The 24,886-nt window shown below is 64.2% G+C and carries 17 protein-coding genes, 1 pseudogene and 1 other annotated feature; of the genes and pseudogenes, 8 read left to right on the top strand and 10 right to left on the bottom strand.

The window, feature by feature from the left end; all coding sequences use genetic code 11:
- The first annotated feature begins 630 nt into the window (after window positions 1-630).
- Both ASF60_RS16430 and ASF60_RS16425 read left to right on the top strand, forming a co-directional pair.
- The gene (locus tag ASF60_RS16430) at window positions 631-942 is read left to right on the top strand and encodes a hypothetical protein (protein WP_156634198.1); all 312 of its coding nucleotides are present in this window, start codon (window positions 631-633) and stop codon (window positions 940-942) included.
- A gap of 133 nt (window positions 943-1,075) precedes the next feature.
- Window positions 1,076-1,471: a DUF4149 domain-containing protein gene (locus ASF60_RS16425; RefSeq protein WP_056187238.1), complete on the top strand. Its 396-nt coding sequence runs from the start codon at window positions 1,076-1,078 to the stop codon at window positions 1,469-1,471.
- 31 nt (window positions 1,472-1,502) lie between these two features.
- Here the strand turns inward: ASF60_RS16425 and ASF60_RS24620 are convergent, their stop codons facing one another.
- The 5 genes from ASF60_RS24620 to ASF60_RS16400 form a co-directional block, all read right to left on the bottom strand.
- The gene (locus ASF60_RS24620; protein ID WP_156376324.1) at window positions 1,503-1,730 is read right to left on the bottom strand and encodes a hypothetical protein; all 228 of its coding nucleotides are present in this window, start codon (window positions 1,728-1,730) and stop codon (window positions 1,503-1,505) included.
- 575 nt (window positions 1,731-2,305) lie between these two features.
- The gene (locus ASF60_RS16420; RefSeq protein WP_056187232.1) at window positions 2,306-5,422 is read right to left on the bottom strand and encodes an alkaline phosphatase; all 3,117 of its coding nucleotides are present in this window, start codon (window positions 5,420-5,422) and stop codon (window positions 2,306-2,308) included.
- Between the two features lie 675 nt (window positions 5,423-6,097).
- Complete coding sequence (locus ASF60_RS16415; RefSeq protein WP_056187228.1) at window positions 6,098-6,835, bottom strand: hypothetical protein; 738 nt, start codon at window positions 6,833-6,835, stop codon at window positions 6,098-6,100.
- Between the two features lie 259 nt (window positions 6,836-7,094).
- Entirely contained in the window at window positions 7,095-7,565 is a 471-nt protein-coding gene (locus ASF60_RS16410) for an HAD domain-containing protein (RefSeq protein WP_156634196.1), read from the bottom strand.
- A gap of 567 nt (window positions 7,566-8,132) precedes the next feature.
- Window positions 8,133-9,361, bottom strand: a protein-coding gene (locus tag ASF60_RS16400; RefSeq protein ID WP_156634194.1) for an IS3 family transposase whose coding sequence is annotated in 2 segments (ribosomal slippage) — window positions 8,133-9,073 and window positions 9,073-9,361 — 1,230 coding nt in all. Because the reading frame shifts where the segments join, the coding sequence is not laid out codon by codon here.
- Window positions 8,964-9,080 (bottom strand) — a sequence feature (AL1L pseudoknot). (Overlaps the previous gene by 117 nt.)
- 160 nt (window positions 9,362-9,521) lie before the next feature.
- On the opposite strand from ASF60_RS16400, the gene ASF60_RS23915 reads away from it, so the two are divergent.
- On the top strand, window positions 9,522-12,494 hold the full coding sequence (locus ASF60_RS23915) for a GAF domain-containing hybrid sensor histidine kinase/response regulator (protein WP_162241332.1): 2,973 nt from the start codon (window positions 9,522-9,524) through the stop codon (window positions 12,492-12,494).
- A gap of 116 nt (window positions 12,495-12,610) precedes the next feature.
- Window positions 12,611-15,274, top strand: a complete 2,664-nt coding sequence (locus ASF60_RS16385) for an MHYT domain-containing protein (RefSeq protein WP_056187213.1) — start codon at window positions 12,611-12,613, stop codon at window positions 15,272-15,274.
- Between the two features lie 296 nt (window positions 15,275-15,570).
- On the opposite strand, the gene ASF60_RS16380 is transcribed toward ASF60_RS16385, so the two are convergent.
- Window positions 15,571-16,269, bottom strand: a complete 699-nt coding sequence (locus ASF60_RS16380; protein ID WP_056187210.1) for a glutathione S-transferase family protein — start codon at window positions 16,267-16,269, stop codon at window positions 15,571-15,573.
- Between the two features lie 114 nt (window positions 16,270-16,383).
- Here ASF60_RS16380 and ASF60_RS16375 point away from each other — a divergent pair, with 114 nt between their 5' ends.
- Window positions 16,384-16,959, top strand: coding sequence for a TetR/AcrR family transcriptional regulator (locus ASF60_RS16375; protein ID WP_056187208.1), 576 nt, complete (start codon window positions 16,384-16,386; stop codon window positions 16,957-16,959).
- 517 nt (window positions 16,960-17,476) lie between these two features.
- Here ASF60_RS16375 and ASF60_RS16370 read toward each other — a convergent pair.
- Complete coding sequence (locus ASF60_RS16370) at window positions 17,477-17,851, bottom strand: hypothetical protein (RefSeq protein ID WP_156634191.1); 375 nt, start codon at window positions 17,849-17,851, stop codon at window positions 17,477-17,479.
- Between the two features lie 123 nt (window positions 17,852-17,974).
- Window positions 17,975-18,517, bottom strand: a complete 543-nt coding sequence (gene mobB / locus ASF60_RS16365) for a molybdopterin-guanine dinucleotide biosynthesis protein B (RefSeq protein WP_056187205.1) — start codon at window positions 18,515-18,517, stop codon at window positions 17,975-17,977.
- Window positions 18,518-18,754: 237 nt separating this feature from the next.
- On the opposite strand from mobB, the gene ASF60_RS16360 reads away from it, so the two are divergent.
- The 3 genes from ASF60_RS16360 to fdhF are packed head-to-tail and all read left to right on the top strand — an operon-like array spanning window position 18,755 to window position 23,867.
- Window positions 18,755-19,078, top strand: a complete 324-nt coding sequence (locus ASF60_RS16360) for a hypothetical protein (RefSeq protein ID WP_056187202.1) — start codon at window positions 18,755-18,757, stop codon at window positions 19,076-19,078.
- 54 nt (window positions 19,079-19,132) lie between these two features.
- A complete protein-coding gene (locus tag ASF60_RS16355) occupies window positions 19,133-20,851 on the top strand; it encodes an NAD(P)H-dependent oxidoreductase subunit E (protein ID WP_056187197.1) in 1,719 nt (572 codons plus the stop codon).
- 43 nt (window positions 20,852-20,894) lie between these two features.
- Window positions 20,895-23,867, top strand: a complete 2,973-nt coding sequence (fdhF, locus tag ASF60_RS16350; protein ID WP_056187193.1) for a formate dehydrogenase subunit alpha — start codon at window positions 20,895-20,897, stop codon at window positions 23,865-23,867.
- Window positions 23,868-23,879: 12 nt separating this feature from the next.
- Here fdhF and ASF60_RS16345 read toward each other — a convergent pair whose 3' ends face one another.
- On the bottom strand, window positions 23,880-24,194 hold the full coding sequence (locus tag ASF60_RS16345) for a winged helix-turn-helix domain-containing protein (protein ID WP_244477101.1): 315 nt from the start codon (window positions 24,192-24,194) through the stop codon (window positions 23,880-23,882).
- Window positions 24,195-24,724: 530 nt separating this feature from the next.
- Window positions 24,725-24,886, bottom strand: a pseudogene (locus ASF60_RS26270) (IS91 family transposase); the annotation flags it as partial.

The raw sequence follows: 24,886 nt of genomic DNA, 5'->3' as shown, positions 1-24,886 counted from the left end.
GCCAGAACAGGTCCGCCATCGCCGCCTCCGTGCTGCAAACGGCGGCTCTGAATCACAAAACCAGAACTCTCGCAACGTCTTGGTTCGGTTCACACCCTAGTTTGTCTTCGGGTGCTTCGGCACCCGGTTGGCGTTCGCGTGCCGAGGAGCAAGCAATTGTCGACCCAGCCGCATTCCAGTCCGCGTCAGGCTACGGATGGCGGCAGTGCCATATTATGGTAATCGCAGGACCGCAAAGACTAGGCAGGAACAACGGCGCACCCCGAACGACGTCGATCCTGCAGTGACCGAAGCTTTGCGCACCTGCTCCAGGATGCCGGCCAACACATCATGTCCCGTCGCGATGTGGTTGGCATGCTCAAGACCACAGCCCCTGACGTCCACGCGCCGCAAATCCTGACCAGTGCAGCGGCGATCACAGGACCAAGGCGTGCGGTAGAAAGGCGCATCGTCAAAGCAGTTCGGCGTCACAGATAGATCAGACGCACCCTGAATTCTGGCTGGCTAAACCAAAAGCACCACTACGAGTCACGCCTTGCGAACGGTGGGTGTTCGTGAAGACCGATGGCGTCAATTTGCACGATCGGTCGTCCTCCAGACCCCCTAGGCAATCGCATGAGGCAGTCTCAAATGAATGCGGATCGCGTTGGTCGCAGCGCCTGGAAGGTCCCGCTCCGCTCGCTCTTGATTTTGATGCTGGCGACGTTTGTGACTCCAGCCCTCGCCTTGGACCCGCAAGACACATTGCGTGACTGGAATGCAGCCTCAAGCGCGGACCGAAACCGCCTTTTGAAGCAGTTGGAGAAAGCCGATGGAGGTGCTTCTCGCAAGGATGTGGTGTCCTGCCTGGATGACGCGGCAGGAATGGCACCCCATGCCGATCTGCGCGTCGCGGACGTGTTCATGGCCTGCGCGAAGCAATCTTCGGAGAAGTCGATCTAAGACTCCAGTCATCCCTGCGGCTCGCTTTCGCAATACCGGAGCTTTCCTGCTCCGCTAGAAACCGAAACGGTGGAAGCAAGGAAAATTGGAAGCGTTCTTTGAATTTATGCAAAACTATTAAGGTTCGGTCACGATGCTCTTGCAAGCGGCTATTCTTTTGACGGCCCTCCTGTTTGGCGGCATGATTCTGTACTCATTCGGGTTTGCCTCCTTCCTGTTCAGCGCTCTACCTGCCGACGCGGCGGGTCCACTCCTGCGCCGCGCCTTCCCCCATTTCTACATCTTCGTCATTGGGTGCGCTCTCTGTGGCGCCGCGCTGACAGCCGCCATCGACGTGACCTCTACCGTCATCTTAGGACTCATCGCCGTCACGGCACTGCTCGCGCGCCAGATTCTCATGCCGGCTATCAATGTGGCGACCGACACGGGCAATCGCACGCGTTTCGGCATCCTCCATACCGGATCCGTCCTTGTCACCCTGGCCCACATTTTCGGGTCGTCGGCCGTGATCCTGAGACTTTCTGCCTAGATGTCCGATCCAGGGTCTGAGGGTACGCGCGTCACGTCGGAGTGGAGAGACGCATCGACGTGACGCGCGCACCCGCCCGAAAGTGAGCACCGCCGCATGCTTTCATCCCGACGAGGCTGGATGACACTTTAAAGAAGAGCGTCAGTACCTGTGAGCGGCGTGACTGCTGTTTTATAGAAAAATTGCCTTCCGAGGTGATCGCGCGCACCTGGAATATCTGATTGGACAAATCGATGCAGACGACGTGGATCTGATACATGTACGGTTCTTTTGCGTTAGAAAACTGATCCAGAATCAAGACCCAGATCAGCGCTGCCGTAAGCAGGGTCGTTCCACACCATCATACTTCAGGGAGGCCCGCCTTTCAGGAGGTAGACCACTTCAGTAGCGCCCCTCATCTCGATCATGGAGCAGCTTCTCGATCGTTTCCGTGCCTTGCGCTTGTGCCTTTACCTCAGATGGCCGTGGACGATCGGATCGCATGACGAGCTTGCCATGCTTGCGGATAGCTAACTGCCAAGTTCCCTCGGCTCGCGAATTCGGCGTGACCTTAAGGGTGTACGGGGAGGTACTAGTCTTATCGCTCATGAGGCAAATATGCCAGCGCCCTTGCCACGCGTCATACGTTCCCGAATGCCGGGGTTCGTCAATGACACGCCCCGGACCTTGCAGGCGTGAAGCGCTGCTTGCGGAACCAGCGTGGCAGGGCCTAAGGCTGCATCCGTCGCGTAAACGCCTTCAAAGATCACTCAAAGGCGGGCTCATGAAGGCGATAGTTCAAACGAAAACAGCCGGGGTTATCCCCCGGCCATCTTTCTCAATGTTTTTCTAAACTCAGCCAATCAAGCCAGAGCCGAAGGTCCCATCATTCAGGACAGCACGGTTCTCAACGAGGCCGAACTGTAAGAAGTGCTGCATTGGGTTGACACCAGCCTGCGCCACATCCGGGTTGGCCCGGATGTAAGCCGAGGTATCGAAGTCGGTCGACGGATCACGGCCTTCCTTGAAACCGAACCCGTCATAATGCGCCAGGGGGTTGGCACCAGCCTGGGCTACGTCGGTGTAGGCGGCGAGGTAGCCCTTGGTGTCGAAGATCGCGTTCGGATCACGCCCCTCCTTCCAGCCCATGCTGTCGAAGTGCTGACGGGCGAAAGCGAAGGTGTCACCACCCGCCTGTGAGGCCGCAACGGCCACGTCGGTGTTGGCGACAAGGTAGTACTCGGCGTCGAAGCCGCCCTTGATGTCGACCGCGCGTCCGACAGCCGCAAAGGTCGAACGACCTTCCGACTGGCCGAATTCAAGATAGTGGGCCAACGGATTGAAGCCGGCCGCTTGTACATCCGGGTTACGCGCGAGGTAGAACTCGTTGTCGAAGTTGGCGCCCGGATCGCGTCCCTCCTTCCAGCCAGCCTGAGCGTACTGGGTCAGCGGATTAGCGCCAGAGGTGGCAACGTCTGGGTTAGCCGCGAGGTAGCCCTTAGTCGAGAAGTAGGCGTTCGGATCGCGCCCCTCCTTGGCACCAAATTCAGCGTAGTGATCGTCCGCGTCTTTTCCGGAGGCCAGCACGTCCTTGTTGCTCAGCAGATAGAACACATCATCGACGAGGGGGCTGGCATCCGCATTATCAAGGGTGCGGTCGCTGAAGGTGAACTGCTCGACACCTCGGAAAGCATCGGTTCCTTCGGAGCCGGTGATTGTCGTGACTCCGCTCGCGGACAGTCCGACCGTCGCGGTGCTTGAGGCGAAGTTGAAGATCACACGATCGAGGCCAGAGCCACCGTTGATGACGTCGTTGCCAGCGCCGCCGATGAAAGTGTCGTTACCGCCGTTGCCAGCCAGCATGTCGTTGCCAGCGCCGCCGACTAGAAAGTCGTTGGCGGTGCCACCGACGATGATGTCGTCGCCCATGCCGGCGTTGAAGTAGTAAGGCCGGGCTGCCTGCGTGGCGGTCAGGGTGTCGTTACCTGATGTTCCGAGCGAGACGACCTCGAACAAGTCGCCACGCTGGGTTCCTGCAACGAGGTCCCGCACATCGAAGGTGACGCCGGTGCTGCCGGCGAAGGTCGTACCCTCATCGTCGAAGCGGCTCACCAGACCTGTCAGGGTGTCGTTTGCACCCTCCGCTTGCAAACGAACGGCCAAGCCGCCGTCCTGATTGAGCATGTCATTGCTGTCGTTGGCGTTGCCATTGCCAACTTGAGCGGAGGTGAAACTCAGACGGATCTGACCGGGCGTGCTAAGAGAAATGTTAGCGACATCCGAACCAGCGCCAAGATCGACGGTGTCGGCTTCGTCCGTGGATGCGTTGAGAAAGACCGTGTCGTTGCCTGCTCCCCCCGTGATCCGGTCGTTGCCAAGGCCGCCATTGATGGCGTCGTTACCCGCACCGCCGGCCAGGATGTCGTCGCCGCCACGACCGTCGATAATGTCGTTGCCAGCTAGCCCATCCAGTGTGTCACCGACATCGCTGCCGACGAGGTTGTCGGCGCCCGTGGTGGTTCCGGTGGCGTTGAGGCGGCTCTGCGCCAGCAGGAAGTCGCCGAGTTCGGCCTCATCCGTGAAGGCACGTCCAAGGCCAATCTGCTGGCCCGCCGCGTTGGTAGCGACATCGCGCTGATCGGCAAGCTGAGGAAGAAGGGTCGAGCCTGCACCTGCTGCGTAGAGCGGGATGATCTGGTTCGAGTGGTTGGTGGAGAAGAACAAGCCTTCTGGCAGTCCGTCGCCATTCCGGTCCGGCTGCACCGGCTGATAGGGGATGGTCGCGCCCTCGGGTCCGAACAGCAAGTGATCGTGGTCGGCCGTAACGATGAGAAGCGTGTCTTCAAGGGTTGCACGGCTGGTGGGCGAGTTGATGTAGTCAACGACACTCTTCACCGCGTTGTTGAAGTCGATGTACTCCTCGACCATACGGCCCAGGTTGTTCGCGTGCATGGCCCGGTCGACCGCACCACCCTCAATCATGAGATAGAGGCCATCGGGATCGGTGTTCAGCCTGTTCAAAGCCGCCAGCGACAACTCGGACAGGGTCGGCGAGCTTTCGAGCCGGGGAACGCTGAACGGCACCTCAGCCGTGTTGGGGGCGGCAGCGCCTGAGCGGTTGAAGTTGCTGGAGGTGAACGCCTGCGTGATCATCGCCAGACGTTCGGTGGTCGGCGTACCAGTCGCCGCAGCCTGGATGGAGGCGCGATCTTGCAGCAGGTTCCAACTTTGCCCGTCCTGAGACTGGAAGCTGTCTGCCTTCAAGGCGTTCCAGAGGTCGGCACCGATCCACGTGTTGTCCGGCGACGTGCGCACGCGCCCGTTGTCATCAAAATCTGGGTTGCCGGTTCCCCCGATGACGTCGAGGGTCCCGGCGCTGAACATCTCCTGGGCGATCTGATTGGCGTTCGATCGCGCGATGTTGTGGGCGCCGCCCGTCGCTGCCGGGGTCGCGTCACTGAACTGAACCGTGGTGACGACGCCTGTGGCCTTGCCGAGTTCCTTTGCCTGCTCTGCGATGGAGAACAAGCGCTCACCGGCGCCATCCACGTCGATAGCGTTGTTGTAGGTCTTGTCACCGGTGGCGATCGAGGTCGCAGTGTTGCCCGAGTCCGGATAAGTGTTGCGGTTGAACTCGTAGCCCGCAAAGGCGCGGGGCTGGCCGTTCGGATCAAGGCCGGAAACGGGGGTGAAGTCATAGATCTTAGCCGGATCGTAGACTACGGCGGGGTTCTGGGCCAAACCTGCCTCGCCGGGGAGAGGTGCTGTCCGGTTGTCGAGCGGGAACACGGATTGCGCTGTGGCCGTGAAGGTCGGACCATCGGCGATCAAAACCTTGCCGGCGGCACCGGCTCGTGCGTCACCCTCTGCAAGGCCCTGTAGGTAGAGCCGCGTGGCCTCCAAGGTGTTGAAGCCGGCGCCATCGGCGATCATGACAACGACGTTCTTGATCGGACCAGCAGTCGAGGCCATGACGTTTCCCAATTCTTGATTGTGTCACAAAATGAATCGGGCGTTTGGTCGCCGAGCCATTCCGATCTCTTCTGAGACCGCTGCAAAGTTGTAGATTTATCTATTTGTTACCTATATCTGACTCTTTGACACTTTGATGAATTACGTACAATTTATTCGGCTAAATTACGAAAAATATTGTCGTTTTTCAAATCAAGGTGGATAAAACGGACCGTCCATCATCCACCCGAGCCGGTCGTAGAGCGGACGCACGGGTCCCGACCCAACGTTGCCATACAAGCTGATCAGCAACATTGCCAAAAGTCGACGCCTGAGCCGTTGTACATCTTGCCTGTAAATGATTCAGAGCAGAAGCTCTGGAGTGACGATAGAATCTCGTCCCGCGCACAAACGATGGCGCCAAGCCTGTTCCCGAGCCGACGCGGGAGCGCCGATGCTGATGGCCTGGATGAACTAATCGTGCTCTGGTACGGAAGCGCTCAACACGCGCTGTAGCTTGAGCGTTAGCACTGTTATTGACTAAAGGAGGGCAATGGCGTGGAGAAGTGCGAAGCTGTGGGACGCCATCGGTCTAAGTCGTTGGGCTATAGTAAGGCGGCACTGTAGGTTCTCCAGGCAGGCAACGAGGCAGCGTGCTCGTCAGCGACGTTCAGGGGAGCCCTTGCCACTCTCCACTCAGGCGTGAACGGGCGTCCTGCCGAGGGGCTCGCCCGTCTGCCGACGGAGGATGTCTGCACAACGTGTCAGCATGCGCGATAGAGGCGAGCGCCACAGGCCAAAGCCGTCATCGCAGAGCGGATCGTTGACCACGGGGCTACCGTCGACACCAAGGAGGACATTGCCGACGTTGGGGTCGAGGCCCTGTGGCGCGACGGCTCGCAAGGCGGCGACATATGTCTCGTAGTTGGGCCACGCGGCACTGAACGCCTCGCGGATGCCATCGAAGCTCGGATGATCGATCCTGGGCTCGTGGGCTGGCCACTCCGCCTTGAACCGGTCGCGGACACCTTGGTCCATCTCGACACCTGGATGATCCGCGATGACGGCGTGGGCATAGGCCAGCCACCAGACATCCCGCACGGGGTCGGTCAGCCGCGATCCAACGGTGATCAGCGAGCCACAGCGGCTGACATGCATGTCGTGAATGCGCGGCGCGTGCGGTCCGTCCGACCCTGCGAAGCCCTTGCGAAGCAGGGCTGCATAGTCGCCGAACCCGTCGGCCTTGCGCGCGAAGCGCACGACGACGTCCGGGTAATCCGAATGGGCATGGACGGTACCATGGTAGCCGAAACCGATCTCGGCCCAACCGGTGGCGATGAGAGCGGCATAGGTGTTGGCCGCTGACAGTTCGACAATGCCCAAGGCGGCAAGCGAGCGACCGGTCGTCTTCTCCCGAGTCTTGAACCCGAACATCGCAGCCACTCCTTCCTGCCGATCAACGATCCGACGCGACGCACACCCGGCAGCAACAGTTTTGCGGCGCCGAGGCGGGACCGGACGGGGATGTCCGGCGACGGTCGAGGTGACCCTGTCGATGTCGGGGGCAGCGTGACGCGTGTGTCACTCCACTGTCATGGGATGACCTGCGGCTCTGGAAATTTCAATCCCTAAAGAAGCGTAAATCGACGGATGGCTGGAGCGAGCCAACACGTCCTGTCAGGCACCGAGCGTCCTACATCCCTGCCAACAGGCTTCGGGCCAACACGCCCTCTGCTTCGCCCAGGCCGAACTCCGCCATCGGACGAACATGCCGACCTGCATGAGAAGGGCCGACCTCAACGTCGTCGAGGATGAGGTAGTAGGTGATGTGATTCCGGTTCGCGTGTTCGGTGATCTCGTCGCCGCGCCCGGACTGCTCGGCGGGAAGCATGGCCCCCGTCTCGGCATCTCGGCTTGTTGGCAGGATGGCCGTCCTCCAGTCCGGGTGAAAGCAGTTCTCAGGTAGGCCAGCCTCGACCAGGGTCGGGCGACAATCGTCGACGCGCCATGTCGACGAGACGACCACCTTGGCGTCGAACTCGCGCACCAGCGCAGCAACGCGAGCAATCTGGTCCGGGTTGAGCCTGTCCTTGCCGGCCTGACGTTGATAGCCGACCGTTGTTACGACCCCGTCTACGTCGAGGTAGATTGTCAGCGGTTCCATCCTTCCAAGCTCGTCCAAATGGCCAACCTCGCCTCGCGTAGCAATCCTGTATCGGTGTCGGACGCCTACAACTCGCCGTTCCAAGGGTCCAGCGTTGACCTGCTCCCCTGATGACGCTGCACGAAAGCCTTGCTGTCGCACACGACTGCCAACCGAATTTGGCACCACATTGAGCGGTCGGTGATTTTGCCCCTCGGATCCCGAGCTCTTCTCAACCACCGTTGGACCCCTCCGAGGCGCAGGACCGCTCGGTCAAAGGTCTGAGCAACCAGGACGATGCCCAAGCATTGTTGGAAGCCCCCGGCCATCCGCATCGCGTCGGTCCGCGGCCTCGCGCATGCGAGCCCCAAGGTACCTCGGCGGAGTGAACCGCACCGGGTTTCCCGGAGGCCATTTGGTTTGGGTCAGGCCGCCAAGGCTTGGACCTCGCCCTGGGCATAGTAGCGCGCTTCGGCCTCGGCGGGCGGGATATTCCCGATCGGTTCGAGCAGGCGGCGGGTGTTGAACCAGTCGACCCATTCGAGGGTGGNGTGGCCGGACCCATGGCGGGAGGCCATTTGGTTTGGGTCAGGCCGCCAAGGCTTGGACCTCGCCCTGGGCATAGTAGCGCGCTTCGGCCTCGGCGGGCGGGATATTCCCGATCGGTTCGAGCAGGCGGCGGGTGTTGAACCAGTCGACCCATTCGAGGGTGGCGAACTCAACGGCCTCGAAAGACCGCCACGGGCCGCGTCGATGGATTACCTCGGCTTTGAACAGGCCGTTGATCGTCTCCGCGAGGGCATTATCGTAGGAGTCGCCAACGCTGCCGACGGACGGCTCGACACCAGCCTGGGCGAGCCGCTCGGTGTAGCGCAGCGCAAGGTATTGCGAGCCCCTGTCGCTATGGTGCACGAGCCCGCCGCCCTGGACGGGACGACGCTCGTGCAGGGCTTGCTCCAAGGCATCCAGCACGAAGGCAGCGTGAGCCGTCCGAGAGACCCGCCAGCCGACGATGCGGCGGGCGAAGACGTCGATCACGAAAGCCACGTAGACGAAGCCAGGCCAGGTCGCCACGTAGGTGAAATCGCTGACCCACAAAGCGTTCGGGCGCGGTGCCTTAAACTGTCGGTTGACCCGGTCGAGCGGGCACAAAGCTGCCGGATCGGGGATCGTCGTCCGGACCGTCTTGCCCCGCACGACACCCTTCAGTCCCATCGCCCGCATCAGTCGCGCCACGGTGCACCGAGCCACCACGATCCCGTCCCGGCCGAGCTGCCGCCAGACCTTGCGCACGCCGTAGACGTGGAAGTTCGCCTCGAACACGCGCCGGATCTCGGCCATCAGCGCCGCGTCGCTCCTGGCCCGTGCCGGCAGCTTGCTGGGATCGGCACGCCGCGCGGCATGGGCATGGTACGTCGACGGGGCGATCGGCAGCACTTTGCAGATCGGCTCGACCCCGTAGGCATCGCGGTGCTCGTCGATGAACGCCTTCATCGTTTGAAAGGGCGGTCGAGCTCCGCCATCGCAAAATACGCGCTGGCCTTCCGGAGGATCTCGTTGGCCTGACGCAGCTCGCGGTTCTCGCGCTCCAGTGCCTTGATCCGCTCGCGTTCGTCCGTGCTCGGGCCGCCCCGCTGTCCCGTGTCCCGCTCGGACTGCCGGATCCAGTTCCGGAGCGTCTCGCCCGAGCAGCCGATCTTGGCCGCGATCGAATTGATCGCCGCCCATTGCGAGGCATGCTCGCTTTGGTGGTCCAGCACCATCCGCACCGCGCGGGCACGGACCTCAGGAGAATACGGTGGGGTTCGCTTCGTCATGGCTCCATCCTCTCAGGAGTTGGAGCCTCCGGGAAACCCGGGGCGGTTCANCGCGCGGGCACGGACCTCAGGAGAATACGGTGGGGTTCGCTTCGTCATGGCTCCATCCTCTCAGGAGTTGGAGCCTCCGGGAAACCCGGGGCGGTTCAGAGAGCCCCGCGTGACAGAACTGACGAAGCTACCTTCCGAGGTCGCCGACCCCAATCGCCTGGACGCGCTCCGGGAGTACAATATCCTCGACACACCGCCTGAAAAGGGGTTCGACGATATCGTCGATCTGGCGCGCCTGACCTGTGCCGCCCCGGTTGCCCTCGTCAGTCTGGTCGCAGGCGATCGGCAATGGTTCAAGGCGAAGTCCGGGTTCACATCCTGCGAGACCCCTCTCAACCAATCGGTCTGCGCACACGTCCTGGGGGAGCCCGACCTCCTGGTCATCCCCGACCTGACGAAGGACCCTCGCACCAGGGAGAACCCTCTAGTTACGGGTGAACCTTACCTGCGCTTCTACGCCGGCGCGCCCTTAGAGGCGGTCGGCGGGGAGCGTCTGGGCAGCCTCTGCGTCATCGACATGGAGCCCCGACTCAATGGGCTTACCGACATCCAGGCGGCGGCTCTGCGGGCGCTAGCCGGGCAGGTCATGTCCCAGATGGAGCTTCGCCGCTCGGTAGCCGAGCGCGAGCGCATCCTCTCGGGCCAGACTGCCCTGATCGACCAGCAGAACGCCCTCATCGCCGCCCAGGCCGCCGTGACGCAGGCGGCCGGGGATCGCGACGTCATCCTTGACGCCCTCGTCGAGGGCGTGATGGCCGCGATCCCCCAGGCCGAGGGCGCGGTGATCGAGCTGCGCGAGGGCGACGACCTTGTCTACCGCTCGGCGCGTGGCGCACTCCACCCCCACGTCGGCCTGCGCGTCCCGATCGATGGAAGCCTTTCCGGCCATTGCCTGACGACCGCTAAGGCGGTGCTGTGCCCCGATCTCCTCGTCGACCCGCGCGTCCGGCGGGATCTCGTGGGAGCGCTCGGCGCGCGGTCTGCCGTCTGCGTGCCTGTCCTGCGCGCGGGCGAGGCCGTCGGCGTCCTGAAGCTGCAGTCGAGTCAGCTCGATGCCTTCACCGGCCTTGATTTGCACGTCGCCACCCTGTTCGCCGGCACCATCCCGGCCGGCTTGGCCGAAGCGGGCGAAGCCGAGGCGCGCCGAGGCATGCGCGCGGGCGAGGCGACGCTGCGTACGGTGATGGAGACGCTGCCCGTCGGTGTCCTCATCGCCGAGGCGCCCTCTGGTCGCATCGTCGGACATAACGCCCGTGCCGTGGCGATCCTCGGCGACTCTGCCGTCGCCGGTCCATCCATTAACGGGCCGGCGCCATGGAACGGCTTCCATGCGGACGGACGCCAGGTCGATCCCGAGGAATGGCCTCTCGACCGCGTGGCGCGCGGCGGCGAGCCACGGGCGGACCTGGAGGTCGAGTACCAGGGTTTCGACGGAACCCGCTCTTGGGTTGGTTTCTCGGCGGCGCAGATGCTCGATGCGGATGGACGGCGTGCCGGGGCCGTCGTCGTCGTGACCGACATCGACGAGCGTAAGCGTGGCGAGCTCCAGCTCGCATCTGCAAAGGAAGCGGCCGAGGAGGCCAACCGAGCCAAGAGCGAGTTCCTCGCTAACATGAGCCACGAACTGCGTACCCCGCTCTCGGCCGTCATCGGCTATTCCGAGATGCTGCAGGAGGAGATGGAGGACGGCGGTCACGAGGCCCTGTTGCCCGACATGCGCAAAATCGAGGCGAACGCCCGCCACCTCCTCGGCCTCATCAATGATGTCCTCGATCTGTCGAAGATCGAGGCAGAGCGGATGGAGACCTACGTCGAGGACTTCGCCGTCGGCACCGTCATCCGCGACGTCACCTCGACAGTGGAGTCCCTTGTTTCCGCAAAGGACAATATCCTGACCCTGGACCTCTCCGACGACCTCGGCGAGGCGCGGTCCGATGTGACCAAGCTGCGTCAATGCCTCATCAACCTCCTGAGCAACGCCGCCAAGTTCACGGAAGGCGGACAGATCACCCTCAGGGCCGCACGAGGCGAACGTGACGGCGTCGATTGGCTGACCTTCCAGGTCAGCGACACCGGCATCGGCATGAGTTCGGACCAGCAGGCGCGGCTGTTCGAGCGCTTCACCCAGGCGGATGCCTCGACCACGCGCAAGTTCGGCGGCACAGGGCTCGGGCTGTCCATCACCCGGGCCTTTGCGTCCATGTTGGGCGGCGACATCGCCGTCGATAGCGAGGAGGGTCGAGGCACCTCCTTCACAATCTCGGTCCCGACGCGCATCGTCGGGTCGAACGAGGAACCGTCCAGGACCGGGAACGTCGACCCGACCGCTCCCGTCGACACTTTGGAACACGGCCTCGTCCTCGTCGTCGACGATGATCCAGCGACGCGCGATCTTCTGACCCGCTTCCTGGAGCGCGACGGGTTCAAGGTTGCCGCCGCGGTCGACGGGCGCGAAGGTCTGGAGGTGGCCCGGGCCCTGAGGCCCCGGGTGATCCTGCTTGACGTGACCATGCCGCAGATGGACGGCTGGTCGGTTCTACGCGCACTCAGGCGGGATACGGAACTCGGCAACACCCCCGTGGTCATGGTTACGGTGCTCGACGAGCAGAACCTGGCCTTTTCCCTCGGTGCCACCGACTACCTGCAGAAGCCGGTGGACTGGCAGGAGCTGCATGGGGTGATGGATCGCTTCCGCCCCCGGGACCAAGAAGGCCCGCTGCTCATCATCGACGACGATGCCGACACGCGCGAACGGATGTCGGCGCGGCTTTCCCGGGACGGCTGGCGGATCGTCACGGCCGAGAATGGCAAAGTCGGGCTGGCGGCGGTCGTTTCGGAGCGGCCCTGCCTCATCCTCCTCGACCTGATGATGCCGGAGATGGATGGCTTCGCTTTCCTCACCATCCTGCGGGCCAAACCGGGATGGAGTTCGATCCCGGTCATCGTGCTCACCGCCAAGGACGTCGATGACGAGGACCGCCGGCGCTTGGGCGGACGAGCCGACAAAGTCCTCAGGAAGGGTCAGGTCGGTCTGGATGACTTGACCACACTGCTGCGTTCGGCGGTCTCGCCGGCGGCCTGATCGTCGGCTGGCCATTCCGCCGACGGCTCGCGGAAGCTTGAGCTCCCCTGCCGGAAGATTGCCCGAAGGCCGCTGCCTTTCGGTGCTACCGAACCCGTGCCCCCATCGGACATCCCATGGCCCATACCGGATACAACCCGCTCCTCGTCGCGCTTTCCATCGTCATCGCGGTGTTCGCATCCTATGCCGCCCTCGACCTCGGGGCCCGCGTCCGGCGTCCTGGCGCAGGTTCGCGGTGGGCCTGGGGCGCCGGCGCGGCCGTGGCGATGGGCGGCGGCATCTGGTCGATGCACTTCGTCGGCATGCTGGCCTTCGAGATAGGCATGACAGCCGCTTACGACCTGGGCCTGACGCTCCTGTCCCTGATGCTCGCGGTGGGCGTCACCGCCGGGGCTTTCGCCTGGGTCGCCAGCAGAGGAACCGGCGCTGGTTCGTTGCTGGTCGCAGGCCCACTCATGGGTATCGGCGTGGCTGCGATGCACTACACCGGCATGGCGGCGATGCGTGTACCGGGCAATCTCGCCTACGACCCCGCCGTGGTGGCGGTATCGGTCGCTATCGCGGTTACCGCCGCGACCGCCGCCCTGTGGCTGACCTTCCGTCGCAACCGGACTTGGCAAAAGCTCGCCGCCGCCTGCGTGATGGGGCTCGCTGTCGCCGGGATGCACTACACCGGGATGGCCGCGGCGACCTTCACCGAGCAGGAGCCAGGCGCCCATGCGGCTCATGTAGCCAACCTTGCGGCGGGGCAACGTGATCTCGCCCTGGCGGTGGCGGGCGTCACCTTCCTCATCCTGTTCCTGGCAATGATCGCGTCCTCGCTCGACCAGCGCGGGGTGCAGCGTCGCCTGCATGTCAGCGAGGCGCGCTTCCGCTCGGCCGTCCAAGCCGTGAACGGATTGATGTGGACCACCGACGCGACCGGACGCTTCGTCGAGGAGCAGGCGGGATGGGCGACCATAACTGGGCAGACGCCCGAGAGGTACATGGGCGCGGGTTGGGCCGAGGCGATCCATCCCGAGGATGTCGCTGCCACGGTCGCGACCTGGACCAAAGCGCTGAGGGACGAGGCCCCCTATACCGTTGAGCATCGCGTGCGCACCGCCGAAGCGGGGTGGCGCCGCTACGTCGCCAGGGCGGTACCGGTGCGCGACGCCGACGGCACTGTGAGGGAGTGGGTCGGCGTCCACGAGGACATTACCGAGCGACACGCGTTCGAGAGCGCGCTTAAGGAGGCTCGCGACGCCGCTGAGGAGCACAGCCGAGCCAAGAGCCGATTCCTCGCCAATATGAGCCATGAGCTCAGAACGCCACTTTCGGCCGTGATCGGCTACTCGGAGATGCTTGAGGAGGAGGCTGAGGAGCTGGGTCAGGAAAGCCTCCTCAAAGATCTCGGCAAGATCAAGTCGAATGCCCAGCACCTCCTCGGGCTGATCAACGACGTGCTCGACCTGTCGAAGGTCGAGGCGGAGAAGATGGAGCTCTATCCCGAGGACATCGATGTCGCCGCCTTCGTGGCGGACGCAGCCGCCACGGTCGAAGCACTCGTGGGTAAGAAGGGGAACGTCCTCGTGCTCGACGTCTCCGACAATGCAGGTCAGGCCCGAACGGATGCGGTGAAGCTGCGCCAGTGCCTGTTCAACCTCCTCTCGAACGCCGCCAAGTTCACCGAGGGTGGTACCATTACCCTGCAGGCCCGACGCGACGCGGGCGCCCGCGGCGACTGGCTCCTGTTCACGGTGCGGGATACCGGTATCGGCATGAACCCCGAGCAGGTCGGGCGCCTGTTCGAGCGCTTCACGCAGGCCGACGAGAGCACCACGCGCAACTACGGCGGGACCGGCCTCGGGCTGGCATTGAGCCGCGCCTTCGCCCAGCTGCTCGGCGGCGACATTTCCGTGACGAGTGTCGAGGGTGAGGGAACGAGCTTCACCATGCGCGTGCCGGCAGCGGCATCGGACCGGCCGGTCGATGTTGGGCTCGAAGCCGTACCGGAGAACGGCGAACGCCTGGATGCCCTAGTGCTTGTCATCGACGATGAGGCGTCGCAGCGTGAGCTGATGACCCGGTTTCTTGAGCGCCAGCGTTTCTCCGTGCGCACGGCTGGAGACGGCCGCACCGGCCTTGACTTGGCCCGGTTCCTCAAGCCCCGTGCCATCCTCCTCGACGTGATGATGCCCGAGATGGATGGCTGGTCGGTGCTCGCCGCTCTGAAGGCAGACCCTGAGACCGTCGGCATCCCGGTGGTCATGGTGAGCTTCGTAGCCGATGCGACGCTCAGTGCCTCGCTCGGAGCCATCGAGGCCGTGCCGAAGCCGGTGGACTGGGCGCGCCTTCGGACGGTCCTGGAGCAGTTCCGGGCGGCGGACGGCGACGTCCTGGTTGTCGACGACGACGCGGACATGCGCCACCGCGTTCGAACAGCGCTGGAACGCAACGGATGGACCGTCCGCGAGGCCGGCGATGGTTGCGAGGCGCTCGATCAGGTCAGGCACGGGGTGCCGCGCCTCGTCCTCCTAGACCTTACCATGCCGGTCATGGATGGGTTCTCCTTCCTCGACCGCCTGAGAGGATTGCCGGGTTGCGCCGATGTGCCTGTGGTGGTCTTGAGCGCCCGGGACGTCACCGCTGAGGAGCGCAATCGACTGTCGAAGGCTGACCGCGTCCTGCGCAAGGGCGACGTCAGTCTCCAAGACATCGCAACTGAGTTGCGCAAGCTCGACAATCAGCAGGCGGATAACGGGGACGAAAGGGCGATTTCCGACACACACGTTCGCTGAGCATAACTAGACAATCGCCAAGCGGACACCCGTCGGATTGAGACCGCTTGGAAGCGGAAGAACCATAATATTCTGGGGTAGTTTGGCCGATGCACCTTTCTGGATCATGCACCGTCTGAGATGGGTGGGGAGCCGACCCTCACCCTTCGCTATCAAGCGCACATTCCGCCTCCGACCCCAGCCGATCGTAGAGACCTTCGCTGCCGCAAGTTCAACGCAGCCATCGCAGAACGCCACTCAAAGTCGGTCAAAGCAGCATTGCGGTCGGGCGGTTGCCAAGCCCGACCGCCGAACGCTCATGTGCGATTGTCGATCTCCGACACACCGCTGTTCCGGTCGGCATAGGCAGCGATGAAGGCGGGTCGAGCCTGCCAGCGCACCCAGAAGGCATCGAGATGCTCGAAGCGCTCATCGAGCGGAGTGGCGTTCACCGGAAACTTGGAGAACGCGATGGCCGTCGCCAACGTGATGTCCGAGAACGTCGGCTGATCTCCGCCCAGCAGCCACGCACGGCCGTCGGAAAGGTGCCGGTCGACTAAGCCGGCATGCGCCAGTGCCACCTTGCGGGAGTGCTCGCCCCAGGCCGGATTGCTGGTTAGTTCGAGCTTCGGGCCCAGACCCTGATGCAAGACATGAAAGGCGGTGACGATGGGATAGAGGATGTGCATCCACACCCGGTTGTCCCACATCTGATCGAGTCCACGCTCGTGCGCCGTCTCGCCCATGATCTTGCGGCCTTCGAACGTGTCGTCGAGGTAGCGGGCGATGGCGGAGGTCTCGCTGAGGTAGGAGCCGTCGGATAGCGCGAGGGTCGGTGTCTCGCCCCAGGCGTTCATCTTCAGGTGCTTCCAACTCCGCTGCTCGCCGACCGGTGACATGTCGTAGACCGTCTCCTCGAAGTGACCAGCGATGCCCTTCTCGTGCATGAAGATCCTCAGGCGCTGCGGGTTCGGGAAGGCCGAAGGTGACGTGAAAAGCTTGAGCTTGTCGGACATCGTCGTCTCGCTTTCCTGGGGCGTTTGCCTGTCTGTCATATGACAGGCTTCAAGCTAGGGCCGAGATCTTGTGTCGTCAATCCCTGTCTGCCATATGACAGGTGGAGGTTGAGAATGGCAGCGACATTGAAGAGAGATGTGCGTGAGGCGATCCTCGTGGCCGCGAGGGAAGCAGCGATGGCCTATGGCTACGGCGGCATCAATTTCCGCGACCTTGCGGAGGCCGTCGGCATCAAGGCCGCCAGCATCAACTACCACTTCGCCAATAAGGCCATCCTCGGCGAGGCTGTCGCGCGCCGCTATTGGGAAGACATCGCCCGCGATCTTGAGACTATTTCAACGGATGCGCAAAGCCCGATGGAAGCGCTGCGGCGATACCCCGGCATTTTTCGCCTCTCTCTGGAGCGCAACAATCGCATGTGCCTCAGCAGCTTCATGGCGACCGAATATGACGCGTTGCCTGAGCAAGTTTTGAAGGAGGTCCAGTCTTTTGCCGACGTTAATACGGCATGGCTGCGCGAGCAGCTCATTGCGGCAAAGCAAGTTGAGCCGAAGGACGGGGAGACGAGAGCACGTGCCATCTATGCTGCTGTGGCCGGAGCTCAGATCATTGCTCGAAGCCGTTCAGACATAGATCTGTTCGACTCGTTGGTCAGGAGCTATCAGGAGACGGGACTCCTGCCGAACTGATCAAAAGTGCGCACGAGGGCAAGGTCCGCTCTCATGCATGTCCGACGTAAGCAGTCAGGCGGAAATCCACCCGATCCTACCGTTGAGCGGATTGGCAGATCTCGACCCTACCACGTCTTAGAGAGGGATCTTGCCTTCGTCCGAAAGCAGACCTTTGCCGCGCAGTTCGATTTACTTCGACGGGACCTATCGTCGATGTCTCGCGCGCTCCTACAGTACCCAGGCATGCTAAGGTCACAGGCCATCTTGGGTAGCTATTAGGCCCATCGGATATGGCCTCGTTTCTGACACGCCGACCTCCACGTCTACGGATATTCTCAAGGCGGCATTCCGCCCCCTCAAACAAGATTCTACGTCAACGTAGATGGCAGGAAGTGGCGTCCCGTGACGTTGGGGGAGATCATGATGAGGATGGCGGACGCCCCTTCGCCAACCCCGGTGCGGTGATGCCCGCAAGCCGGCGGCGGTCGTAACAAGGTCCGGAACCCTGACGCCGCAACGATGGGCCGGGCTGGTTTCAGTGCGGCGGCGTATCTTTGGCCTGCTCGGCGTCCACCAGGGAGAACACCACGGTCTCAAGCGCCACCGACTTCGAAAACGCGCTTCGCGACACACGCCGTCCGACCGCTTGGCACATGAGGTGGATCTCGGGCCCCTTGCCCGCCTCCGACGGGTAGAGGCGGCCCGCCCAGCTCCTGATCCCATGCGGCGGCACCGAGGCCGTCACGAACCCGATGAGGTCACCCTCCGCCGTGCCGACCAGGATGCGGCCACGATGCGGCATCGGCATCTCGGTGGGGCCGGCTTCATATGTGCCGGACACCGCCTCCCCGAATTGCCAGAGTCGGATCTCGGCACCGGTCGCGCTGCGCCACGTCCCCTCGAACATCATACGTCCACACCTGCTCGCTCAGCCGGCGTCGGTCGGCGGCGCTCGATATGTATGCATGGCTATATCGCCAGAGCCAACGCCTCCGACGATGGCGAAAAGTCCCGTCCCGATCCGCGACCGACGTCAGTCATGGGCTCGGGCGAGGTCATGGAACACAAAGTCGATGGGCTCGTCCAGGTCGCGCATCAGCCCGGCTACCGCCTCAGCGTCGTCCAGGTCCACCACCGGAACGCCGGCACGTTCGAAGGGGACGTCACCGGCCGCGCCGACGATCAGCGGATCGCCTGGATAGAGGGCCGGCCGCCCGTTCGCATTGCGAAAAACCTCGATTTTCGGGATGGCCCCGCGCTTGAAGCCCTCGATCACGACGAGGTCGCAGGGGCTCAGCAGTTGGAGCAACTCGGCGAGGGTCGCCTTCGGCTCGTCGCCGAGCTCGTGGAACAGGGCCCAGCGACGACCCGAGGAGACCAACACCTCGCTCGCTTCAGCCCTGCGGTGCTCGCGGGAGTCCTTCCCCGGACGGTCGGTGTCGAAGTCGTGATGGGCGTTCTTAAGGGTCGCCACCTTCAGGCCACGTCCGACGAGAACAGGGATGACCCGTACCAGTAAGGTCGTCTTCCCGGCACCGCTCCATCCGGCAAGCCCTATCACCCGCATCCCGAACATAGCCTGAAGCCCTGCTCCCGAACGCCGCCACCGTGGCGCTCCAACTTCGTTGGTAAGCCGGAGCAATGCTTCCGAGGCTCAACCCCCGCGTCACACCGACGGTTTAAAACCATTGCAAATAAGATATACCACCTGAACTATATCGCGTATCTACGGTCAGCCTAAGGCCAAAAACCCAGGCTACCGACAGAACGGGCACGCCATGCACCGCCTCACCGCTCCCTCGCGAGCCCGACCATGACCGGACATCCCACCTTCGCGGCGACCGGCCGGGCGGATGCGGTCACGAAAGCCTACGTCGATCAAGCGAAGCCGCCGCTTACGCAGGAGCTCGTCGAGCGGGTCCGGAAAGCGTTGGCTGAGACGCTTGATCCCCCGGACGGGACCGGGTCGGAAGGAGACCTGCTTGGTCGTCTCAACGCCGCCCTGGACGCATTCGAGTCGGAACTCCGGTCCATCGTCGGGCCGCGGGTCGCGTCGTTGGATACGGCCACTGGTGCCGTGACGATGGAACACCGCTCTGAAGCCGGCCAGCCGCTCCGGGCATTCGGCGGCCAATAGACTGTACCCTGCCCGCACCCATCACCCGCACGAACACACGGAACCGGATCGCCCATGAGTGAGGCCCCAGGGACAGTCAGGAACTTCTCCCACCCCGGCAAGGGCCGCAACCAGGCCCGCCCGGTGCCGAAGGGCCGCCAGGTCGAGCCGCGCGCCAAGGTCGAGATCGAAAAACTCCTCGGAACGCGCCCCCGCCAACGCGATCTGCTGATCGAGCATCTCCACCTGATCCAGGACACCTACGGGCAGATCGGGGCAGACCACCTCGCGGCACTGGCCGACGAGATGGGCCTCGCCTTCGCCGAGGTGTTCGAGACGGCCACGTTCTACGCCCACTTCGATGTGGTGAAGGAGGGCGACGCCGACATCCCGCGCCTGACCGTCCGTGTCTGCGACAGCATCACCTGCGCGATGTTCGGAGCCGACGAATTGCTGACGACGCTCCAGCGCGAGCTGGCGTCGGACCAGGTCCGCGTCGTGCGCGCCCCGTGCGTCGGGTTGTGCGACCACGCGCCCGCCGTCGAGGTCGGGCATAATTTCCTGCGCAGGGCCGATTTGGCATCCGTGCGAGCCGCGGTAGAAGCCGGCGACACCCATGCCCACCTGACCGACTACATCGATTACGACGCTTACCGGGCGACCGGCGGATACGCGACGCTCGACCGTCTCCGCAGCGGCGAACTCTCCGTCGACGACGTCTTCCAGGTGCTCGACGACGGCGGCTTGCGCGGCCTCGGCGGCGCTGGCTTCCCGACCGGACGCAAGTGGAGGTCGGTCCGCGGCGAGCCTGGCCCGCGGCTGATGGCGGTCAACGGAGACGAGGGCGAGCCCGGCACGTTCAAGGACCAGCTCTACCTCAACACCGATCCTCACCGCTTCCTCGAAGGCATGCTGATCGGCGCCCATGTGGTCGAGGCACCGGACGTCTACATCTACCTGCGCGACGAGTACCCGATCTCGCGTGAGATCCTGACCCGCGAAATCGCACGGATTCCTGCCGGAGGACCAAGCATCCATCTCCGCCGCGGGGCAGGGGCCTACATCTGCGGCGAGGAATCCTCGCTGATCGAGTCGCTCGAAGGCAAGCGCGGGCTCCCGCGGCACAAACCGCCGTTCCCGTTCCAGGTCGGCCTGTTCAATCGCCCGACCCTCATCAACAACATCGAGACGCTTTTTTGGGTTCGCGACCTGATCGAGCGCGGCGCCGGCTGGTGGAAGGGCCACGGCCGCAACGACCGCGTCGGCCTGCGCTCCTATTCGGTGTCGGGGCGCGTGAGGCAGCCGGGCGTGAAGCTGGCACCGGCCGGCCTGACCATCCAGGAACTCATCGACGAGCATTGCGGCGGCATGCTGGAGGGCCACGCCTTTGCGGCCTACCTGCCGGGCGGCGCGTCCGGCGGCATCCTGCCGGCGTCGATGAACGACATTCCGCTCGATTTCGGCACCCTCGAAAAATATGGGTGCTTTATTGGTTCGGCGGCCGTCGTGGTTTTGTCCGACCGGGACGACGTACGCGGGGCCGCCCTGAACCTGATGCGGTTCTTCGAGGACGAGAGTTGCGGGCAATGCACGCCCTGCCGCTCCGGCACCCAGAAGGCGCGCATCATGATGGAGAACGGTGACTGGGACACCGAGCTCCTGGGGGAGCTGGCCCAATGCATGCGCGATGCCTCGATCTGCGGGTTGGGCCAGGCGGCCTCGAACCCCCTCAGCAGCGTTATCCGGTTCTTCCCCGACCTCTTCCCGGCCCCCCGGGCGCTTGCTGCCGAATGACCGTCGCGATCACCCTTTCCAAGCCCAGGCCCGGAGCGGACGCATGAGCAACGCCCCCGAAACGCACGGCGACAAGTCCGCAAAGCACGAGGTCCGGGCCGACGGCGCGCAAGATGCCGGCGGCCCGGCGCAGGGCTCGCCCCCCGAGGCCGGCGGCGCCTACTCTCAAGGGATGAAGTCCGGGGGGCAGGCCGCCCCCGAACCGTCCGGCACGTTCGGCTTAAGGGATGGCCCGGTCACCCCACCGTCGATCGCGTTCGAGTTCGACGGCCAGCAGGTCGAGGCCCGGCCCGGCGAGACGATCTGGGCCGTGGCAAAGCGGATCGGCACCCACATCCCGCACCTTTGCCACAAGCCCGACCCGGGCTACCGCCCGGACGGCAACTGCCGTGCCTGCATGGTCGAGATCGAGGGCGAGCGCGTGCTCGCCGCCTCGTGCAAGCGGACCCCCGCCATCGGGATGAAGGTCAAATCGGCATCCGAGCGGGCCACCAAGGCCCGGGCGATGGTGCTCGAACTACTGGTGGCCGACCAGCCCGAGCGCGAGACCTCACACGATCCGACCTCACACTTCTGGGTGCAGGCCGACTTTCTAGACGTTACCGAAAGCCGCTTCCCGGCGGCCGAGCGCTGGACCGGGGACTTCAGCCACCCGGCGATGAGCGTCAACCTCGACGCCTGCATCCAGTGCAACCTCTGCGTCCGGGCCTGCCGCGAGGTCCAGGTCAACGATGTCATCGGCATGGCCTACCGCTCGGCCGAGGCCAAAATCGTGTTCGACTTCGATGACCCGATGGGTGGTTCGACCTGCGTCGCCTGCGGCGAGTGCGTCCAGGCCTGCCCGACCGGCGCGCTGATGCCGTCCGCCTACCTCGACGCCGAGCACAACACCCGAACGGTCTACCCGGACCGTGAGGTGACGTCGCTGTGCCCCTATTGCGGCGTCGGCTGCCAGGTTTCCTACAAGGTGAAGGACGAGCGGATCGTCTACGCTGAGGGCGTGGATGGGCCGGCGAACCACAACCGGCTCTGTGTGAAGGGTCGCTTCGGATTCGATTACATCCACCACCCGCATCGCCTGACGACGCCGCTGATCCGGCTCGACAACGTCCCGAAGGACGCCAACGATCAGGTGGATCCCGCCAACCCGTGGACGCACTTCCGCGAGGCGACCTGGGAGGAGGCACTCGACCGCGCAGCCGGCGGCCTGACGACCGTTCGCGACACCCACGGGCGCAGGTCCCTCGCCGGCTTCGGCTCGGCCAAGGGCTCGAACGAGGAAGCCTACCTCTTCCAGAAGCTCGTCCGGCTCGGCTTCGGCTCCAACAATGTCGACCACTGTACGCGCCTGTGCCACGCGTCTTCGGTTGCCGCCCTGATGGAAGGCCTGAACTCCGGCGCCGTGACGGCCCCGTTCTCGGCGGCGCTCGACGCCGAGGTCATCATCGTGATCGGCGCCAACCCGACCGTGAACCACCCGGTCGCGGCGACCTTCCTCAAGAACGCCGTGAAGCAGCACGGTGCCAAGCTGATCGTCATGGACCCGCGGCGGCAGACGCTCTCGCGCCACGCCTACAGGCACCTCTCGTTCCGGCCGGGTTCGGACGTCGCGATGCTGAACGCGATGCTCAACGTCATCATCACGGAGCGGCTCTACGACGAGCAGTACATCGCCGGCTACACCGAGAACTTCGAGGCACTGAAGGAGAAGATCGTCGACTTCACGCCGGAGAGGATGGCCCCGGTCTGCGGCATCGACGCCGAGACCCTGCGCGAGGTCGCCCGGCTCTACGCCCGGGCCAAGTCCTCGATCATCTTCTGGGGCATGGGCGTCAGCCAGCACGTCCACGGCACCGACAACGCACGGTGCCTCATCGCGCTCGCCCTCATCACCGGCCAGATCGGACGCCCGGGTACGGGGCTGCACCCGCTCCGGGGCCAGAACAACGTCCAGGGGGCGTCCGACGCCGGCCTGATCCCGATGGTGTATCCAGACTATCAGTCGGTCGAGAAGGTGGAGGTGCGCAAGCTTTTCGAGGAGTTCTGGGGCCAGTCCCTCGATCCGAAGAACGGGTTGACTGTGGTCGAGATCATGCGCGCGATCCACGCGGGCGAGATCAAGGCCATGTTCGTCGAGGGCGAGAATCCGGCGATGTCGGACCCGGACCTCAACCACGCTCGGCACGCGCTGGCGATGCTCGACCACCTCGTCGTACAGGACCTGTTCTTGACCGAGACCGCGTTCCACGCCGACGTGGTGCTGCCGGCCTCGGCCTTCGCCGAGAAGGCCGGCACCTTCACCAACACCGACCGCCGGGTGCAGATCGCTCAGCCTGTGGTGTCGCCGCCGGGCGATGCCCGCCAGGATTGGTGGATTATCCAGGAACTCGCCAACCGGATGGGGCTGGTCTGGAACTACCGCGGGCCGGCCGACATCTTCGCCGAGATGGCCCGGGTGATGCCCTCGTTCAACAACATCACCTGGGAGCGCCTGGAACGTGAGGGGGCGGTGACCTACCCGGTCGACGCGCCCGACAAGCCCGGCAACGAGATCATCTTCTACGCCGGCTTCCCGACCGAGAGCGGCCGGGCCAAGATCGTGCCGGCGGCCATCGTCCCACCCGACGAGGTGCCGGACGCAGAGTTCCCGATGGTACTGTCGACCGGCAGGGTGCTGGAGCACTGGCACACCGGCTCGATGACGCGGCGCGCCGGCGTCCTCGACGCGCTCGAACCGGAGGCGGTGGCCTTCCTGGCGCCGAAGGAACTCTACCGCCTCGGCCTCGAACCGGGCGACACGATGAGGCTGGAGACGCGCCGTGGCGCCGTGCACCTAAAGGTGCGCTCCGACCGTGACGTGCCGGCCGGCATGATCTTCATGCCGTTCTGCTACGCCGAGGCCGCCGCCAACCTCCTGACCAACCCGGCGCTTGATCCGATGGGCAAGATCCCGGAGTTCAAGTTCTGCGCGGCCCGGGCTTCAGCGGTCGATGTCGCGCACATGGCGGCCGAATAGACCTCGGCCGCCCTACGGGGCGGCCGGCCTCATCAGGGTAGCGAGCCGGTCGAGCTCGCCCGCGACAGCCTCGGACGCGAGCCTCTCCATGCGGAGGTAACCATCGAGGACGACGTTTCCCATCGGCGTGAGCTGGGCGCCGCCTCCGGTCCTCCCTCCCTTGCTCGCGGTTACCAGCGGTTCACGGAACGCCTTGTTCAGGGTGTCGATCAGGTACCAAGCGCGCTTGTAGCTCATGCCCATACGGCGGCCAGCGGCGGCGATGGAACCGGTCTCGCGGATGCTTTCCAGTAGGGCGGCCTTGCCCGGACCGAGCAGTGTGTCCACCCCTAGCTCAACCCGTACGGCGATGGTTCGCCGCTCCACCCTGTCCCCGCATGCTTATCATCAACTGACGCAGCGCCTGTCTAACGCCAAGGCAGCCTTCTAGAAAGGCGAACATGACTGCGCTGTTGCCTTCTTGATGAGATGGTCAGCCGTTGCATCGACGCAGACCCTCACGCCCACAAACGTCCGCTTCTTGGGTCAAATCACGTCGAAGCCGACATGCAGCTTTCCTGAAGAGTTTCGGGCGCCGCGAGGCGTACGAAAGTCGTGGAAGAACGAACCCGCGGGATGGCAGGCGCAGAGCTATGGGGATTTTGGGAGACCGTGGTCCCCAGTGAGGGACGGAAGGCGCGTGAGCACCGTCGCCTGGGTGCCTAAGCGCTCCTGGATTGCCCGGTCTCCGGCGTTTGGCGGAGCGTGACAGGGTCGGGCGGCAGTGTTCGAGAAGACCATTCTGGCGTTCGGCACGCAGTGAGGCGTGCCCCGAGGTGCGGTTCCCCGGGTGGTTGGTGGCATCAGGCCATGCCGGGTCATGGCGTACACGCCCGGTTCGGCGCGGGGCGGAATGGCGGGCCGCGCGGCTGGTACCAGCCCGCGAAGGAGCCGACGGTTCTCATGGGACCGCCGCAGCGGGGGCAAGGCGGTCGAACGTCGGTCGCAGCGACTCGGGTGTCCGGTTCAGGGTCGGTGGA

It is taken from the genome of Methylobacterium sp. Leaf113, assembly GCF_001423325.1.
Lineage (GTDB): Bacteria > Pseudomonadota > Alphaproteobacteria > Rhizobiales > Beijerinckiaceae > Methylobacterium.
The sequence above is the reverse complement of the archived record's forward strand: the minus strand, read 5'-3'. Positions and strand labels throughout refer to the sequence as shown.